General features: G+C 33.4%; 17 protein-coding genes. 7 read left to right on the forward strand and 10 right to left on the reverse strand.

Annotated features, from left to right (window positions below):
• The first annotated feature begins 47 nt into the window (after positions 1-47).
• Together ACWGOQ_RS05410 and ACWGOQ_RS05415 are read left to right on the forward strand one after the other, a co-directional pair.
• Positions 48-1,586 (forward strand): Rne/Rng family ribonuclease, encoded by a 1,539-nt coding sequence (locus tag ACWGOQ_RS05410; protein ID WP_452056147.1) that lies wholly within the window; start codon positions 48-50, stop codon positions 1,584-1,586.
• Between the two features lie 57 nt (positions 1,587-1,643).
• Complete coding sequence (locus tag ACWGOQ_RS05415) at positions 1,644-2,120, forward strand: regulatory protein RecX (protein WP_452056146.1); 477 nt, start codon at positions 1,644-1,646, stop codon at positions 2,118-2,120.
• Positions 2,121-2,601: 481 nt separating this feature from the next.
• Here ACWGOQ_RS05415 and ACWGOQ_RS05420 read toward each other — a convergent pair whose 3' ends face one another.
• The 3 genes from ACWGOQ_RS05420 to ACWGOQ_RS05430 form a co-directional block, all read right to left on the reverse strand.
• The gene (locus tag ACWGOQ_RS05420) at positions 2,602-3,468 is read right to left on the reverse strand and encodes a cupin-like domain-containing protein (protein ID WP_452056144.1); all 867 of its coding nucleotides are present in this window, start codon (positions 3,466-3,468) and stop codon (positions 2,602-2,604) included.
• Between the two features lie 38 nt (positions 3,469-3,506).
• A complete protein-coding gene (gene bioB, locus ACWGOQ_RS05425; RefSeq protein ID WP_452056143.1) occupies positions 3,507-4,610 on the reverse strand; it encodes a biotin synthase BioB in 1,104 nt (367 codons plus the stop codon).
• 107 nt (positions 4,611-4,717) lie between these two features.
• Positions 4,718-5,884 carry a beta-ketoacyl synthase N-terminal-like domain-containing protein gene (locus tag ACWGOQ_RS05430; protein ID WP_452056142.1) on the reverse strand — a complete coding sequence of 389 codons (1,167 nt, stop codon included), beginning with the start codon at positions 5,882-5,884 and terminating at the stop codon, positions 4,718-4,720.
• A 143-nt stretch (positions 5,885-6,027) separates the two neighbouring features.
• On the opposite strand from ACWGOQ_RS05430, the gene ACWGOQ_RS05435 reads away from it, so the two are divergent.
• Positions 6,028-6,465: a cytochrome c oxidase assembly factor Coa1 family protein gene (locus tag ACWGOQ_RS05435; protein ID WP_452056141.1), complete on the forward strand. Its 438-nt coding sequence runs from the start codon at positions 6,028-6,030 to the stop codon at positions 6,463-6,465.
• Between the two features lie 8 nt (positions 6,466-6,473).
• On the opposite strand, the gene bioA is transcribed toward ACWGOQ_RS05435, so the two are convergent.
• From bioA to ACWGOQ_RS05460, 5 genes are all read right to left on the reverse strand, one after another.
• Complete coding sequence (bioA, locus tag ACWGOQ_RS05440) at positions 6,474-7,739, reverse strand: adenosylmethionine--8-amino-7-oxononanoate transaminase (protein ID WP_452056140.1); 1,266 nt, start codon at positions 7,737-7,739, stop codon at positions 6,474-6,476.
• 5 nt (positions 7,740-7,744) lie between these two features.
• Positions 7,745-8,353, reverse strand: a complete 609-nt coding sequence (bioD, locus tag ACWGOQ_RS05445; protein ID WP_452056139.1) for a dethiobiotin synthase — start codon at positions 8,351-8,353, stop codon at positions 7,745-7,747.
• Between the two features lie 66 nt (positions 8,354-8,419).
• Positions 8,420-9,397: a S41 family peptidase gene (locus tag ACWGOQ_RS05450; RefSeq protein ID WP_452056138.1), complete on the reverse strand. Its 978-nt coding sequence runs from the start codon at positions 9,395-9,397 to the stop codon at positions 8,420-8,422.
• A 104-nt stretch (positions 9,398-9,501) separates the two neighbouring features.
• Complete coding sequence (locus ACWGOQ_RS05455; protein WP_458202434.1) at positions 9,502-10,041, reverse strand: LytTR family DNA-binding domain-containing protein; 540 nt, start codon at positions 10,039-10,041, stop codon at positions 9,502-9,504.
• A 280-nt stretch (positions 10,042-10,321) separates the two neighbouring features.
• The gene (locus tag ACWGOQ_RS05460) at positions 10,322-11,485 is read right to left on the reverse strand and encodes an aminotransferase class I/II-fold pyridoxal phosphate-dependent enzyme (RefSeq protein WP_452056482.1); all 1,164 of its coding nucleotides are present in this window, start codon (positions 11,483-11,485) and stop codon (positions 10,322-10,324) included.
• Positions 11,486-11,632: 147 nt separating this feature from the next.
• On the opposite strand from ACWGOQ_RS05460, the gene ACWGOQ_RS05465 reads away from it, so the two are divergent.
• From ACWGOQ_RS05465 to ACWGOQ_RS05480, 4 genes are all read left to right on the forward strand, one after another.
• On the forward strand, positions 11,633-12,142 hold the full coding sequence (locus tag ACWGOQ_RS05465) for a hypothetical protein (protein ID WP_452056136.1): 510 nt from the start codon (positions 11,633-11,635) through the stop codon (positions 12,140-12,142).
• Positions 12,143-12,145: 3 nt separating this feature from the next.
• Positions 12,146-12,664 carry a DUF2975 domain-containing protein gene (locus ACWGOQ_RS05470; protein WP_452056135.1) on the forward strand — a complete coding sequence of 173 codons (519 nt, stop codon included), beginning with the start codon at positions 12,146-12,148 and terminating at the stop codon, positions 12,662-12,664.
• A gap of 2 nt (positions 12,665-12,666) precedes the next feature.
• Positions 12,667-12,873 carry a helix-turn-helix domain-containing protein gene (locus tag ACWGOQ_RS05475; protein WP_452056134.1) on the forward strand — a complete coding sequence of 69 codons (207 nt, stop codon included), beginning with the start codon at positions 12,667-12,669 and terminating at the stop codon, positions 12,871-12,873.
• A 105-nt stretch (positions 12,874-12,978) separates the two neighbouring features.
• Positions 12,979-14,292: a metallophosphoesterase gene (locus ACWGOQ_RS05480; protein WP_452056133.1), complete on the forward strand. Its 1,314-nt coding sequence runs from the start codon at positions 12,979-12,981 to the stop codon at positions 14,290-14,292.
• An 84-nt stretch (positions 14,293-14,376) separates the two neighbouring features.
• On the opposite strand, the gene ACWGOQ_RS05485 is transcribed toward ACWGOQ_RS05480, so the two are convergent.
• Complete coding sequence (locus ACWGOQ_RS05485) at positions 14,377-14,826, reverse strand: KTSC domain-containing protein (RefSeq protein ID WP_452056132.1); 450 nt, start codon at positions 14,824-14,826, stop codon at positions 14,377-14,379.
• Between the two features lie 118 nt (positions 14,827-14,944).
• Complete coding sequence (locus tag ACWGOQ_RS05490; RefSeq protein WP_452056131.1) at positions 14,945-16,285, reverse strand: DEAD/DEAH box helicase; 1,341 nt, start codon at positions 16,283-16,285, stop codon at positions 14,945-14,947.
• Positions 16,286-16,303: the final 18 nt, after the last annotated feature.

A 16,303-nucleotide genomic window follows, 5' to 3' on the forward strand; every position in this document is an offset into this window, starting at 1 on the left:
AATCCATCTGTCTCGAATTTATCGAGGTGGATATAAATCTAATCAGAGTGAACAAAGAATTGATCATTAGATCTGGTTCCTCTACTGATTTTGCCTTATTAAAAGATGGAAAACTAGTTGAATTACATAAGGAAGAAGACGACAGTAATTTTGCAGTGGGCGATATTTTTATTGCCAAAATCCGCAAAGCTGTCCCAGGTCTTAATGCCGCATTTGTTAATGTCGGTTACGAGAAAGATGCATTTTTGCACTATCATGACCTAGGTCCTCAAGTATCTTCTTTACTTAAATTCATCAAACGTGTAAGCACAGGTAAATTAAGAGATTACTCTCTAAAGGATTTTCCTTTCGAGAAAGATATTGATAAACACGGAGTTATTACAGATGTGTTAAAATCAAATCAATCGCTATTAGTACAAATAGTAAAAGAACCTATTTCTACAAAAGGCCCTCGAATCAGCTCTGAGCTTTCGATTGCTGGTAGATATATTGTATTGGTACCTTTTTCTAACAGAGTATCTATTTCTCAGAAAATAGAATCATCAGAAGAAAAAGAACGTCTTAAAAGACTGGTAAAAAGTATCAAGCCAAAAGGTTTTGGAATTATTGTTCGTACGGTAGCAGAAGGCAAAAAAGTAGCAGAACTAGACAGAGATTTGCAAAACTTGGTGGACCGCTGGGAGTCGATGTGTAAAAAATTATACAAAGCAAACCATCCATCAAAAATTTTAGGTGAAATGAATAGGGCATCCTCTATATTAAGAGATGTCTTTAATGACACCTTCACTTCGATCGTTGTAGATGAACAAGATCTCTGCAACCAAATCAAAGATTATCTGCAAGAAATTGCACCAAAAAAAGAATCAATCGTAAAATTACACACGTCAAACGTACCAGTTTTTGAAAAACACGGTATCGAAAGACAAATCAAGACAAGTTTTGGCAAAACGGTATCCATGAGTAAAGGAGCTTATCTTGTTATCGAACACACTGAAGCAATGCACGTCATTGACGTCAATAGTGGAAACCGATCTAACAAAGCCAAAAACCAAGAAGACACTGCACTAGAAGTCAACCTAATCAGTGCATCCGAAGTAGCCCGCCAACTGCGTCTTAGGGATATGGGAGGTATTATTGTAGTCGATTTTATCGATATGAATAATGCTGATAACCGCAGAACACTCTTCAACCACTTACGTGAAGAGATGAAAGACGACAGGGCGAAGCACAAAATTTTACCGCCAAGTAAGTTTGGCCTGATTCAGATAACGCGACAACGCGTACGACCCGAAATGAATATTAAAACCCGCGAGGACAACCCCAACGGAGGAAATGGCGAAATTGAGGCGCCTATAGTTTTATTAGATAAAATAAAGGTCGATTTAGAAAAATTAATTAAAAAAGATCATAAAAAGCTAACGCTTAGTGCGCATCCTTTTATTGCAGCTTTTTTAACTAAAGGATTTCCATCCACCCGTTCCAAATGGTTTTTTGACCATAAAAGATGGGTAAAAATAATACCTAGAGACGCTTACACGTATTTAGAATATCATTTCCACGATAAGAATGGAGAAATGATACAATAAAAATCAAACCCAGTTTACTGATGTAGGCTGGGTTTTTTTGTTTGTATCTTTGCAAAGATGTATCAAAAAACACCTGAGTCAATCACCGTAACCGAGGCCACAAAAAAAATGGAGCATTATTGTGTCTATCAGGAACGATGCCATAAGGATATCAATGATAAATTAAGTACTATGAAACTGATTCCTGAGGCAAAAGAAAAGATAATCATACACCTTCTGGAGCACGATTTTCTTAATGAAGAACGTTTTGCTAAAAGTTTTGCCCGTGGAAAATTCAGAATTAAAAAATGGGGAAAACAACGAATTATTAGAGAATTAAAGTTTCGGCAACTATCTGAATACTGTATCAAAGTTGCACTAAAAGAAATCCCTGAAAATGAATACCTGACAACTTTTCACAAACTCGCAGAAAAGCAATTTATTTTGATTACAGAAAAAGACATCTATAAAAAAAGAAAAAAACTAATTGATTATCTTCTCTACAGAGGATGGGAAAATCAATTAGTTTTTGAAAAAGCTAAAGAGCTTTCTTAAAATAACACATTTTGTTACTTAATAATTCAATTGCTCTATATATTCTGGCATCTTTTTCTTCAATAAAATCAACATTAGAAAATAACGGAATCCTATTTTTTTCATCCGGGACCAATTCCTGCAGCTTCATACATAACTCAACTGGGATTACCATATACTTTATAAGAAGATTATTTTCCGCTTCGTTGGGCAAAACATATGTGAGAATATCAGAAAAATCTCATTTGTATTTTCTCCCACAATGGTTACATAAGGTAATCCTTAAGACATAGTGTAAGAACCTCAGCTACACTAACTGTAATTGGACTGGTTAATATTAGTAATGAAAGCACCAATATCCAATACCCTAAATAGGTATTAATATTATTTTAAAAAAATGGAGAGAAAGAGAATTACAAATTTAAAAATGAATCTTTGAGAAGCGCTAATCAATAATAAAAGGCTTACTTATTCCATTTTCAGATTTTCTTACATAAGGAAATTATAAGTTATTTTTTCTATTTGTACGTTTTATAGCTAAATTATTTTTGTACTCTATCCATTTTTGACCTTTTCTTTTACGCATAAAATTATCAAAATAACGCATAAAAAATACATTATAAGAGCCTTTAGCCAAATTATTGAATTGTTTAGCCATTGCACGTATACTCATAGAAAAACCTGGAGTAAGGTAAGTCATATGATGCCAATAACCTTCTGGCATATATAATGTTTCTCCGTGGGTGAGATTTACTACATATCCTTTGGCTTTTTTTAGCGCGGGCCATTTCTCTATATCTGGATTTGTAAAATCAATATCCTGGTGGGCAATTAATGCATAAGGAACCTTGTACAAATATTTAGTTTCTGAAGGGGGAAACAATATACATTGTTTTTCTCCGTGAAAATGAAAATGAAATATGTTCGCTAAATCAATATCATAGTGCATAAAGACTTTAGAGCCACCACCTCCAAAAAACAGGAACGGCACTTTTCTCAGGAACTTTAAACCAATTTCCGGATATTTGAAATCCTTCTGAAGCGCAGGTACTTCTTTTAATAGATTGTATAAGAAAATTCTATAGTTAGTAGGTTCTTGTTTTAATAAATCCACATACTCATTCATTTTCATGCTGGTATGAGGTTCATTAAACTTAAATTTAGAATTTATAGGTCGATCATCGAATAAGGGAACCTCTTTATCTCCTGCGATTTCTTTAATATAATCTAAATCCCATTTATGAAAAGCAGGCCAGTCTTCAATTAACCGTTTAATAACTACCGGTTTTTGAGGAATAAAATAATCTCTCAAAAATTCCTCTTTGGTTATTGTCTCAACTCTCTGTATTTCTTCTAGATGTAATCCCACTAATGACGAAATAATTCAAAAACTATTGTTTTCAAAGTTTACTTATTAAGTAAAGCTTCTTTCCCTTTTTGCTTAGCAAGTTCATTTTTTTCAATGACGTGTTCTGGTCTAGTCCATTTTGGCTTTTCTCCTTTCGCTTCGAATCTGGAATTCTCTGCTTCTACGGTATCTGGTTGCGCCTTTTTAACAAATGGCTTTTGAGGATTTAATCCTAACATTTTAAACATCTCCATATCCTCGTTCACATCGGGATTCGGAGTGGTTAATAATTTATCTCCGGCAAAAATTGAATTTGCTCCGGCAAAAAAGCACATAGCTTGCCCCTCTCTGCTCATTGCTGTTCTTCCTGCAGATAATCTTACCTGTGTCTTTGGCATGACAATTCTGGTAGTCGCTACCATTCTTATCATATCCCAAATTGCCACTGGTTTTTCATCTTCCATTGGAGTTCCGTCTACGGCTACAAGAGCATTAATTGGCACAGATTCGGGTTGTGGATTTAATTTTGCCAAAGCTACCAGCATACCTGCGCGATCTTCAGTTTTCTCACCCATCCCTATAATACCTCCACTACACACTGTAACATTCGTTTTGCGAACATTATCGATTGTCTGAAGACGATCCTCGTAACCTCTAGTAGAAATCACTTCTTTATAATATTCTTCTGATGTATCTAAATTATGATTGTACGCATATAATCCAGCTTCTGCAAGGCGTTGCGCCTGGTTTTCTGTAATCATTCCTAACGTACAACAAACTTCCATCTCTAATTTATTGATAGTCCGCACCATTTCTAATACATTATCGAACTCCTGACCATCTTTTACATTACGCCAAGCAGCCCCCATACACACTCTGGAACTTCCAGAAGCCTTGGCCCGAAGTGCTTGTGCTTTAACTTGTTGCACACTCATCAAATCGTTCCCTTCAATATCCGTATGATATCTTGCGGCTTGCGGACAATACCCACAGTCTTCAGGACACCCTCCTGTCTTAATCGACAACAATGTAGAAACCTGTACCGTATTCGGATCGTGATGTTCTCTATGAACTGTTGCTGCTTCATAAAGCAGTTCCATTAATGGTTTATTATAGATATCAAGTATTTCCTGTGATGTCCAATCGTGTCTAATAACGCTCATAAATTAATGGTATGTGAATTCTCAAAAGTAATTGTTTAAAATCAAAAAACACAAATTAGCTTTATCAATTTCGATAGTTTTTATAACAATTTACTTTTTATGACTTTTTATTTTTCAGGGATTTCTAATAAAATACTAACGGCATTTCCTCCAAAACCTACAGCATTTACTATAACTTTTTTAAGCTTTATCGGGGGTTTTTTGTGCGCTATAAATGGAACTTGTATAAACTTCTGATGTTTCATCATTAATATTGCCAGTTCCATACTAAGAATTCCACTAGCTCCAAACGTATGTCCAATTTTCCATTTATTGGTAGTCAGTGCAGGAATGTTCTCACCAAACACGGCCTTAATGGCATTGTACTCTGCCTTATCGCCTTTTATCGTTCCTGGAGCGTGGAGTACAATCGCATCAATTTTATGTAGATCTATTGTTCCTAAAGCCATTTTCATAGATCTCTGGAAACAATCTGCATCAGTAGATATGGAGATATTATGTGTCAACGGCTCTGTCGCATAGCCAATACCTGTGATCAGCGCCAATGCATTTTGTTTAATTCCTTTCTCTAAACAAGCAATTCCTGCTCCTTCTCCTAAAAACATAGAATTTTTGGTTTTACTCCAGTTCATTGCCTGACACGGATATGCTACGTTTTTATCTGAAGCATAAATTTTCAGGGCCTTCATCTGTGCAATCGTAAATGGAGTCAGTGGGGCCTCACTTCCACCAACCAAAAACTTATTGCTTAAACCAGACTGAAGCCAGGCAATACCATTTAGTACTGCGTGCAAAGCGGTAGAGCAGGTAATAGAATGACTAATATCCGGACCTTTGGTTCTTAAATCTTGTACGACCCAAGAGGATATATTACCCAAAGTTGTGGTTGGAGAACTTAAGGTAGAAGATTGATTGGTTTGCAAAAACTCTTTGTGATATTTCTCAAACAAACCAGTCGCCCCTCTGGAAGACCCGATGTTGACTCCAAAATTAAAATCTTCTTCCCACTTCGCTTCTTTTGTAGCATTTCTTGCTGCAAATAATGCAAACAGAACAGAATCATCTAAAGAAGCATACTGAGAGTTCTCTTCTTTTAGCTTTTCAATTGCTTGCTTAGCTACCGAATGTAGCCTGGCAATAGGAGCTGGACTACCCGTAAAATTTTCAAAAGTAATGTTATGCGATGATTTCTTATATAAATTCCATATCTCTTTGGAGCTTATTCCTAATGGAGAAATGGATGAAATTCCGGTTATGGATACTGGGTTTTGCAACACTTAATTTTTCAGCAAATGTAGGGGTTTGTCTCATTTTGTTCAACTGTGAAATGCTTTTTTATTTGTTTAAAAAATCCTTTTGAATGTAACAAAACATAAGAAACCTGTACCTATAATGTAATTATCATATATTTTTAATTATGGAAGAACACATACCTCGTAAAAGTTGGTTTAGCAGAAATTGGCCTTGGGTAATACCAGTAGGAGGCTGTCTTACCTTAATCATCGTATTTTTTGCATTTCTTGGCTCCGTTATATTTGGTGTCTCCACAGCCTTTACAAATTCCGCACCGTATCAGGATGGGCTCACAAAAGCGCAACAAGATGAATACGTTGTCCAAATGTTGGGGGAACCTATAGAAACGAATGGTATTATGAATGGCAGCTTAAATTTCAAAAATGATGAAGGTTCTGTAGATATTTCTATACCGATTAAAGGTCCTGATGGAGAGGCCAGAATATATATTGTAGGGACCAAACAAAATGATACTTGGACATATTCCGAATTGTATGTTATACTAGAAGAAAACAACGAAACTGTTGATTTACTTTGGGGAAAAGGCGAAAATAATGAATAATTTATTTATCAAACGATATCCAGTAATTCTTCGATAGTGTCATATATTTTATCCAATTGATCTTTGGTAATAACATATGGAGGTAAAATATAGATTGTTTTTCCTAATGGTCTAAGGCAAACACCGTTTTGCATAAAATGATCAAAAATTTCATACCTTTTTTTACCATAACGATCCATCTCTATATTTAGATCCAGTGCATATATAACTCCTTGTTGACGAGTAGTTTTTACCTTAGAATGATTTTTTATACGACTATCAAAATCGTGATGAGATTTTATAATAGTTTCAATATTTTCCTGAATTTCTTCTGAACGTAAAAGCTCTATGCCTGCTATTGCTACAGAACACGCTATTGGATTAGCAGAATAGGTATGTGCATGAAAAAATGCTTTGCCCACGGAATCATCTAGAAATGCATTATAAATATCCTGTGTGCAACTAGTTACAGCCATTGGTACGAAACCAGCGGTTAGTGCTTTGGACATAGAGATAATATCCGGTTTGGTCTTCACATACTCAGAAGCAAAGTTTTTTCCGGTCTTACCAAAACCAGTCATTACTTCATCTGCAATTGTAATAACATTATTAGCAGTACAAATCTGAAGAATCTCATTTAGATATTGCGCCTCAAACATATGCATTGCATTAGCTCCCTGAACTAATGGCTCATAAATAAATGCAGCTACATCATAGATAGCAAGAATATTAAACAATTCTTCTATTACCTCTTGAAAATTCTCTTTATTAGGAGTTGGGATTCGTTGTACATCTATAAAAAAGTCTTCAAAAGGACCATTATAAACAGATAATCCTGATGCTGACATCGCTCCAAAAGTATCCCCATGAAACCCATCATTAAAAGCAATAATGGTATTTCTCTTTTCTCCTTTATTAAAATGATATTGCAATGCCATTTTAATTCCTACTTCATTTGCAGTAGAACCATTATCTGAGAAGAATATCTTTTCTTGATTATCAGGTAATATCTTAATCAATTCTTCAGAAAGGTGAATTGCGGGCTCGTGCGTAAAACCTGCAAAAACAATCTGGTCCAACGTCCGCATTTGTTTCTGTACCTTTTTTATAATATATGGGTTACAATGACCATACATCGCTGTGTACCAAGAAGCGATACCATCTATATATTCGTTTCCCTTGTCATCATATAATAATGCTTTTTCTGCTTTTATTATGGGTAATGCATCCGGATGCATTTTATGCTGCGTAAGGGGATGCCAAAGGTGCTTTTTATCTCTCTCTTTCAGATTCATAAGGCTTATAATCTATCTCTAAACAAATCTGCATATTCTGCAATTACATTTTTATCAAAATAGGGCTCATTATCAATCCTGCCAATTATATGTACACCTGTCATCTTTTTGATAATATCTTCTGTAGTCGTATGCTCATCTCCACTAAAAATAATTACAGGGTCAAAACCTTTTTCTTTCAATAATTGAATTGTTAGAAGTGTATGATTAATACTCCCTAAATAATGTCTAGAAACTACAATTACCTTGTAATCCTTCTCAATAATATCTAAAATAGTTTCCTGATCATTTAGAGGAACCAATAATCCGCCAGCACCTTCTATTACAATAGTATTCTTTGTTTTTGGTAATTTAATTACTTTTAAATCAATTGTCACGTCATCAATTTCTGCCGCCGCATGAGGACTCATAGGAGTCTGCAAAGCGTAGCTGTTTGGGTGAAATATGGATTTCGTATTTGATACCAACTCCTTTACTTTATCAGTATCCGAATATGATAAATCTCCTGCCTGAATCGGTTTAAAATAATCCGCTTGCAGTGCTTCAACTACAATCGCTGAAGCTATCGTTTTACCTACATCTGTTCCGATACCTGTTATAAAAACCTTTTTCATAACACAAAAGTAACCAAGCACAGAATAATTTCCTGTGCTTATTAGCATAAAAGATTTATATTCTTTTTACTCAATTTGATTTAATGCTTCCTCGAGCGCCTTATCTGAGGTCGTCCTAATAGTTGGCATTACTCCGTGCTGGTCTAATCTAAGCCCTTCAGCTGTCACATAATCCTGAACCGGAAGAAGTAAAGAGAAATCATTATCAAGTTTAAAAGTCTGACTACTCAACATAGCTCCTGCCGTTGGTTCTCCAATGATTTTTGCTATATTCTTTTCTTTTAATATATGTACAAAAGGTTCACAGGTGCTGGCTGTTCTACTATTTGTTAGCACAATAACACTGCCTTTATAAATTGTATTTTGATGAGGTGGTAACACCATTCTAAATACAGGGTTTCCAGAAGCCTCCAAGAAGCCTTTATGATTTAAGCTTTTAATAAATGGAAAGGTTTTGATTTCTTCTGTAGTGGGGTATCTATTTTCTTCGATAAACCAGGATCTATTAATATAAGTTCCTGCGTCAATCATTTCATTGGTCAGAAACCTTCCCAAAACTATGGCTGCATCTAATGTACCCCCTGCATTATCTCTTAAATCAATAATAAGATTCTTATACTGTTTTTCATTAATCCGTTGTACGATTTTTGTCATTTCACTTGCTTGCGGCTCAAACCTACGGATACGAAGCACTACAGTCTTGTTATCTATTTCTTCTGTTTCAAAGGCTAGATCAACCTTTGTTTTTGTATTACTATTTCTATTAGTCTTTAGATAAAAATGACTAAAGGTCAATTCTTTCGAAGCTTTATTAAAGGCCTTTGCAAATGCATTATTATCCAATGCAAGGACATCTTCGGATTTGATGTATGTAAGAAATTCACTCCATTGTTCAGTTTCCAAAAATGAGGGGTTACAAATCTGTTCATTTGTCAGTTTAACTATAGTAGAAATTAAATTCTTTCTTTTCGAAAAAGGATCTGTTTTGGTATCTATCTGATAGCTAAATACTGAGAATAATATTACAATAACTATACGTGTCATAATTTCAATTTTTAAATGTTTTCACAAATAGAAATGAAAAAAAAGACTCCTTAAAAATTTAGTGACGGTATTGAATATATTGTGCTGAAATTGAATTTAGAGGGCTATTTTTGTATTTTCTGGGACGAAATTGAAATATGTTTTTTCAGCGCTTCATAGTATTTTTGAGAAATAGGAATAGTGTCACTATCCATCGTGAGGGTCATATATCTTTTTCGGGTATTTCCTTTCACAGAAGATAAATAGTGAAGATTTACAAGAAAAGATCGGTGAACCTGCCAAGCGTGTGGAATTTGTATCTTTAAATTAGAAAGTGTGCAACGGATGATTTTTTGTATCAGTTGATTATTATCCACTAAATAAATCAGAACATAATTTTGCTGTGATTGGGCATAAACAAAGTTTTCATATTTTAAATCCAATCTATCTTCTTTGTTATCTCCTAATATGGTGATGTCGTGTTCCAATTTTTTAGAACCTACCGGTATTTCGATACTTCCAAAATAATACCGAAGATATATCCATAATGGCAATACAATCGGAATAAATGGTAGACCAAAACTAATTAGAAAAGTTTTATAATATGTAAAAGTTATTTCTGTTGATTCGTTTACAATATAAAATGCATAAGAAGCAGAAGACATTATGATTATCAGGAGAACAACTGAAATGTAAGCAATCTCGTTGTAGACATACCATCTACACTGTTGTTTAATATACCAGCTGTTCTCAATAGGATGAAATAACAGTATCGGTATCAATATTGTTAAACTGTATCCTGATAAGCGTAAATATTTAAAAGTTGAATTAAATTGAGCACTATCGAAAGGTTTCAAGAAAATAATAATCGCAGCGACAATAAAACCAACAATAATGCCTATTAAGAAAGTACTCTTCCAAGTTTTGGAATAAGCAATGTTTCTTTTAACAAAATTTACCACGTAATGAGTCATCCATTAAAGATACTAACTTTTTGATTTGTTCGTGGGGATTATAAGAGTGTAAACAAAAACGTAATCTTTCTTTTCCTTCAGGAACTGTTGGTGATAATATTGGTTTTACATCAAATCCTTTCTCCTGTAGTAGTGATGCAGTCTTCTTTACTTTTTCATTTCCAGAAATAACACAACAGTGAATCGCGGAGTTACTTTTAATAAATAAATTTTTTAGGTTTTTGACTTCAAGTAGTTTATTAAAAAACTGAATGTTATCTCGAAGTTTTTCAATTTCAGTTGTTATTTTCAATTCATCATAAGCAGCTTGTATTGTAGCCAATGAATGTGGCGGCAGTCCAGTCGTGTACATAAAGCTTCTGGCAAAATTGATCAAGTAGTTTTTTAATTCCGTCGATCCTAAGATTACTGATCCATGGCAACCCAGCGCTTTTCCAAAAGTATGTATGCGTGCAAACACTTGATTTTCCAACCCTAATTCCTGAATGAGACCAACGCCTTGATTTCCAAAAACACCCGTGGCGTGTGCTTCATCTACGATAAGGTGACAGTTATTTTCTTCACAAAACTCAGCTAACACCTCTAGATCAGGCGTATCTCCATCCATAGAAAATACCGATTCAGTTACTATATAAATTTCCCTATTTGCATTATTTACATTTCGATTACGCTCCACGTGACGCTGAAGATCTTCTATATCATTATGAGCAAATTTATAGGATTTGGCATTACTCAAGGTGATTCCATCCCGGATTGAGGCATGAATCAGTTCGTCATATAAAATGATATCTTCTCTTTGTGGCACTGATGAAAAAAAACCAATATTAGCATCATAACCAGAGTTGAAAATCAATGCTGTTTCAGCCATATGGAACTCCGCCAACTTAGTTTCTGTTTCACTATACAACTCATGGTTTCCAGATAGTAAACGTGAGCCTGTTGCCCCATTTTGATATATTTCTCGTTCTATCAATAATTTATGGGTGTTATCAAAAATCTGCTTGGATGAGGAAAAGCCTATATAGTCATTTGTTGCAAAATCTATTAAACCATTTTGTTTAGGAAGACTTCGCAATGAATTATGCGCTTCCCTATCCTCAAGTTTTTTTCGAAGTTTATATGGCAAACCTTCCATAGTGCTAAAATACAATAAAATAACACTATACTATGCTTTCTAGAACCTAAGAAACAATCTTTAAAACAATAATAAAATATCTTTTTTTAATAAAAAATTATTGTTTTACGATAATTTATATATATTTGTCATTATAAAATTATCATCATGAAAAAAATTAAAACTATTACGGCCTCATTATCAGGAATATTTTATTTAATCGCTATATCAGCCTTCCTTAACTTGTATAGTAGCCCTATTTCTATCTTCAAAGATTTTCGAGAGATTCTAAATGTAGATATTTCTATAGGGCTCTATGTAGCAGTAAAATTTCTTTGGCTTATTTCCATTTTAGTAGTAATTGGAATTTTATTTTCTGCCTACAAATTAAACAAGACTATAAAAAAATGGTCTAAAAGAAAAGAACACGAGTCGAGTTTCATTATAAAAGATTTCAAAATTATTGGAAAGGTATTACTAATTACAGGATTTATGGCTACTAGCTTTATGGGTATTGGTTTACTGGAAGACTTTGCTTTTGCTAAAGAACATCTTATTTTGGGTATGAACTTTTTAGGATGTCTTTTTATTTTATCTTGTGGTTTCCTCTTTACATTATTTTCAGAAATGCTAAAAGTCAATCGATTATTAAAAGAAGAAAACGACTTAACCATATAAATTATGAAACTAAAAATGTTCGGAAAAAAATCGTTGTCAACGGTACTTTTTTACTGTACTAGACTTATAATCTTTGGATATGCATTCTTCTTGTTGTTTATAATAACATCTTTATTATTTAAAAATTTTATCATTACGGATGAAAATTATTTTCAAATAAAAGTTCCCTTTACCACTTCTGTTATAAAAGGTGGATATGATGTAACTACATTTATTGCAATGTTATGTTTCTTCATTTTTTATGCGGTCTTTTTCTTTCTGTTATCACTAATTTTCAAAACATTTAGTGGTGAAAAACTTTTTACAGAAATAGCAATTAAAAATTTAAGATGGTTTACTATTCTGAATTTAATTTTCCCTGTTGTTTATATTGCAGCTGGAATTTCAATGAATAAAACAATTGCTCTAGATGATATTGTTTCGGGCTTGTTGCATGTAGGACTAGGAGTATTTGCAGGATTTATTGGAACCATATTTAAGATGGGATTCACGTTACAAGAAGAAAACGAATTAACTATATAACTATGCCAATAATTGTAAACCTTGATGTTATGTTAGCCAAACGGAAGATGAAAAGTAAAGATCTGGCTGAAAAAATTGGTATAACGACAGCAAACCTATCTATCTTAAAATCAGGAAAAGCTAAAGCCATACGCTTTTCGACTTTAGAAGCAATCTGCGAGGCATTAGAGTGCCAGCCATCGGATATTTTAGAATATATTAAAGAATAATTCTTACTACTATTTAAATAAAACTTTCTGAATTGCATCCTGTCTGTAATGATCAAAAATCATTGCTTAGAGATACCATTGTCTAATCTTAAATCAAAAGTGAAAATGAAGAAAATAAAAAAATGGAAACTGTTCTTACTTTACCCAGTTCTATCTATACTACTAATAATTCTTAGTGTCATATTCTATAAACTAAATCAAAGTGAGGTACTTTTAACCGAGAATGGAATATATAATACACTAAAAGTACCTATAAAATCAAAATACATTGACTTTAATATAAACTTGGCAGGAGCAGCAGATACCCCAACATTTGATGACAATTTTATAGAAGGCCCAATTGTTACCTATGAAGCGGATAAAACAATCTCAGTAAATTGGTATTATAAAGGAACAGTGCATCACGAAACACATTCTTCTAATATCAAAAGTTTCAATATTCCCTTTCAAAATCAAAAGAAAAATTTTATTCTTCCAGAAATCAATAAACCCATTACTGAAATAACCACAATGCCTGATAAAGCATGTTTTATTAGTGATATTCACGGAGATCATCAATATATGGATACATTATTAAAAAACCTTACGATTATTGATTCTCTTGGCAATTGGAATTTTGATAATAACCACTTGGTTATCGCAGGAGATATGGTAGATCGAGGAACCGAAGTACATACAGTTCTTTGGAAAATTATTAAACTATCTGAACAAGCAGAACGCGCTGGAGGAATGGTTCATTATATACTCGGAAATCACGAGCAGTATATAGTAAGAGGAAATTTTAGTAGAGTAGATCCTACAAACTTATTTGCTATACAAGAAATGATGTCTTTTGAGGATGCTTTTTCTGACAAAACCTATTTAGGAAAATGGTTGAGAACTCGTCCAGTATTACTAAAAATAGGAAATACAATCGTTACCCATGGAGGCATCAGTCCAAGTACTGTTGAAAAAAAATATTCTATCAAACAATTAAATCAAGGAATGTGGAACTATTGGGCTAACAAATCTGTTGACAAGGATCTTAAAGAAGTGATACTGGGAAAAACTGGAGTAACCCAATATAGAGGATATATAAGAGAAAATGATACCGTTAAAAAAATAACAGATAAAGAATTAGACGACATTCTTAAATTTTACAATGCAGCTCACATCATAGTGGGGCATACGAATGTGCCAACTATACAACCACTGTATAACGGAAAAGTATATGATATTAATGCTATAGAAACAACTCCACAAGCACTATTATTTGAAAATGGTATTCCTAAAATTGTAGAAACAGGAGTTATAAAAAGGGAGAATACACATAAGATGTTTCAACGAGATTTTTCTTTTTTAAAATCAAATGATTGGAAAATGATATTCTTAACCTTAAAAAATATTACCAAACTATCTGGAATCTCTCATCCTTATTAAGAATTAAGAATTAAGAAACCTATAAATTATACAATGAAACTGGTATTGATATTCAAAAAACAGTTTTTGTTGTATTCTTATTCGTTAGGCCTTTTCTAAAGCCTTCTTTGATTTTCTATATAAGTAAGAGTTAAAAATACTTCTTTTTGCAAATCTAAATTGTCTTTCAGAATTAATCAGTTTTACATAGATATTTTTAGGAACACCAAAGTATTCATAGGTAGTACCATCTAAAAAGGAAATTTCTAATAGCATTCCTTTATGTTGAAAATCAGCTATACCTGATTCAGATATAGTTCGGTTATATGCTTCTTGATTGGCTGCTTTTGTTTCTGGCGCTATACTTACCAAGAAATGATAGCCATCAATGATTTTTCGACTTTTTTCTTCTGCCTCTTCACGCATCGAATCTCCCTCCATAAATTTATCTGGATGCCACTCTTTTACTAAATTTCTATATTTAGTTTTTAGTGTTTTAAGATCTATTTCTTTTTCAACAGAAAACAACTTCTTATATTCGTTAATACGCTTCATAAACAGGATTTTTCTAAATCAGGCGCGAAACTACGTGTTTTAAATTTAAAATAGCCTTTTTTGCTTATAAAGACGTTTATATTCTTATAAGCCTCAATGAGATATCTGGAAAAAGGGGTTACTTCTTTTTCTTTTTAAAGATTTCTAATTTCGGAGAGGTACTATTTGTTGTTTCTACCAGATGATTCGCTAGTACTTTCTCGATCAATTCTTCTTTTGTAAGATGATGAAAAACAGTTTTAATTTTTTCTTTAAAATCTACTGATACATTATGATTAGGCTTGGTTTTAAATATTTTCTTAGCCCACAAGAGCGTATTATTCTCTTCTATACTTTGCGGATCTGCCTTTTTGAATTCGTTAAATATGATTCCTAATTCTTCTGTAAACTCTTCTAAATCTTCAACTTCTTCTTTTTGCAATACTGTTAATGAAAACCCTTTAGCTCCTGCTCTCGCGGTTCTTCCGCTACGATGTACATAAGTGTCGTATACATCAGGTAAATGATAATTCACCACATACGATATTTCTTTTACATCAATTCCTCTGGCAGCTAAGTCTGTAGCAACAAGGATATGTATATGACCTTCTCTAAATTGACCCATTATCCTATCTCGGATGGGTTGTGATAAACTTCCATGAAGTGCCCCAGAAGAGAATTTATTAATTGCCAGATTTTTTGCTAGTTTATTAACTGCTGCTTTCGTTTTACAAAAAATAATACCTCGTTCCCCTTCTCTAGCACTAAGAAAATGCATGAGAACTTCTAATTTCTCTATAGGCTCTACAACAACATACTGATGATCGATACCCTGGTGTCCAATCGTCTCCATATCCGCAGTCACATGAATCACATGTTTAGACATATAGTTCTGGATCAACTGCTTTATCGTTCCCGGCATTGTTGCAGTGAACAAAATTGTCCTTCTTTTTTTTGGCAATGCTGCTACGATTTCATCTAATCCTTCTTTTAAAGAGCTAATCATTTCATCAGCTTCATCAAGAATCAAATAATCAGCACTTTTTATATCAATTTTATCCCGCTTTATTAAATCAATTAAACGTCCTGGAGTTGCTACCACAATATGAGTAGTATTTTTTACACGTTCTATTTGTGGTTTAATCGGAACTCCACCACATATTGAAGCTATTGATATCGTTGGTAAATATGTAGAAAAAGATATTAAATTATCATAAATCTGTTGTCCTAATTCTCTTGTTGGAGCAAGGATTACAGCCTGAATTGTTGGTCTATCCAAATCAATCAATTGTAGCAAAGGTAAGCCAAAGGCTGCAGTTTTTCCTGTTCCAGTCTTTGCTAACCCAACAAAATCATCTTTCTCATTTAATAAAATTGGAATGGATTTCTCTTGAATATCTGTAGGAATAGAAAAATTCAGATCCGCTAAACTCTTTTGCAAAGGAGCTGCAACTCCTAAATTAAGAAACTGATTTGGCATAAATAATTTTTTCGCAAA

The organism is Aquimarina ulvae (assembly GCF_053613295.3).

Excerpts from the sequence above, each read along its gene's own strand:
- ACWGOQ_RS05415 (WP_452056146.1), top strand. The coding sequence starts at position 1,644 with ATGTATCAAAAAACACCTGAGTCAATCACCGTAACCGAGGCCACAAAA.
- bioB (WP_452056143.1), bottom strand. The coding sequence starts at position 4,610 with ATGAGCGTTATTAGACACGATTGGACATCACAGGAAATACTTGATATC.
- ACWGOQ_RS05435 (WP_452056141.1), top strand. The coding sequence starts at position 6,028 with ATGGAAGAACACATACCTCGTAAAAGTTGGTTTAGCAGAAATTGGCCT.
- bioA (WP_452056140.1), bottom strand. The coding sequence starts at position 7,739 with ATGAATCTGAAAGAGAGAGATAAAAAGCACCTTTGGCATCCCCTTACG.
- bioD (WP_452056139.1), bottom strand. The coding sequence starts at position 8,353 with ATGAAAAAGGTTTTTATAACAGGTATCGGAACAGATGTAGGTAAAACG.
- ACWGOQ_RS05450 (WP_452056138.1), bottom strand. The coding sequence starts at position 9,397 with ATGACACGTATAGTTATTGTAATATTATTCTCAGTATTTAGCTATCAG.
- ACWGOQ_RS05455 (WP_458202434.1), bottom strand. The coding sequence starts at position 10,041 with ATGTCTTCTGCTTCTTATGCATTTTATATTGTAAACGAATCAACAGAA.
- ACWGOQ_RS05460 (WP_452056482.1), bottom strand. The coding sequence starts at position 11,485 with ATGGAAGGTTTGCCATATAAACTTCGAAAAAAACTTGAGGATAGGGAA.
- ACWGOQ_RS05465 (WP_452056136.1), top strand. The coding sequence starts at position 11,633 with ATGAAAAAAATTAAAACTATTACGGCCTCATTATCAGGAATATTTTAT.
- ACWGOQ_RS05470 (WP_452056135.1), top strand. The coding sequence starts at position 12,146 with ATGAAACTAAAAATGTTCGGAAAAAAATCGTTGTCAACGGTACTTTTT.
- ACWGOQ_RS05475 (WP_452056134.1), top strand. The coding sequence starts at position 12,667 with ATGCCAATAATTGTAAACCTTGATGTTATGTTAGCCAAACGGAAGATG.
- ACWGOQ_RS05480 (WP_452056133.1), top strand. The coding sequence starts at position 12,979 with ATGAAGAAAATAAAAAAATGGAAACTGTTCTTACTTTACCCAGTTCTA.
- ACWGOQ_RS05485 (WP_452056132.1), bottom strand. The coding sequence starts at position 14,826 with ATGAAGCGTATTAACGAATATAAGAAGTTGTTTTCTGTTGAAAAAGAA.
- ACWGOQ_RS05490 (WP_452056131.1), bottom strand. The coding sequence starts at position 16,285 with ATGCCAAATCAGTTTCTTAATTTAGGAGTTGCAGCTCCTTTGCAAAAG.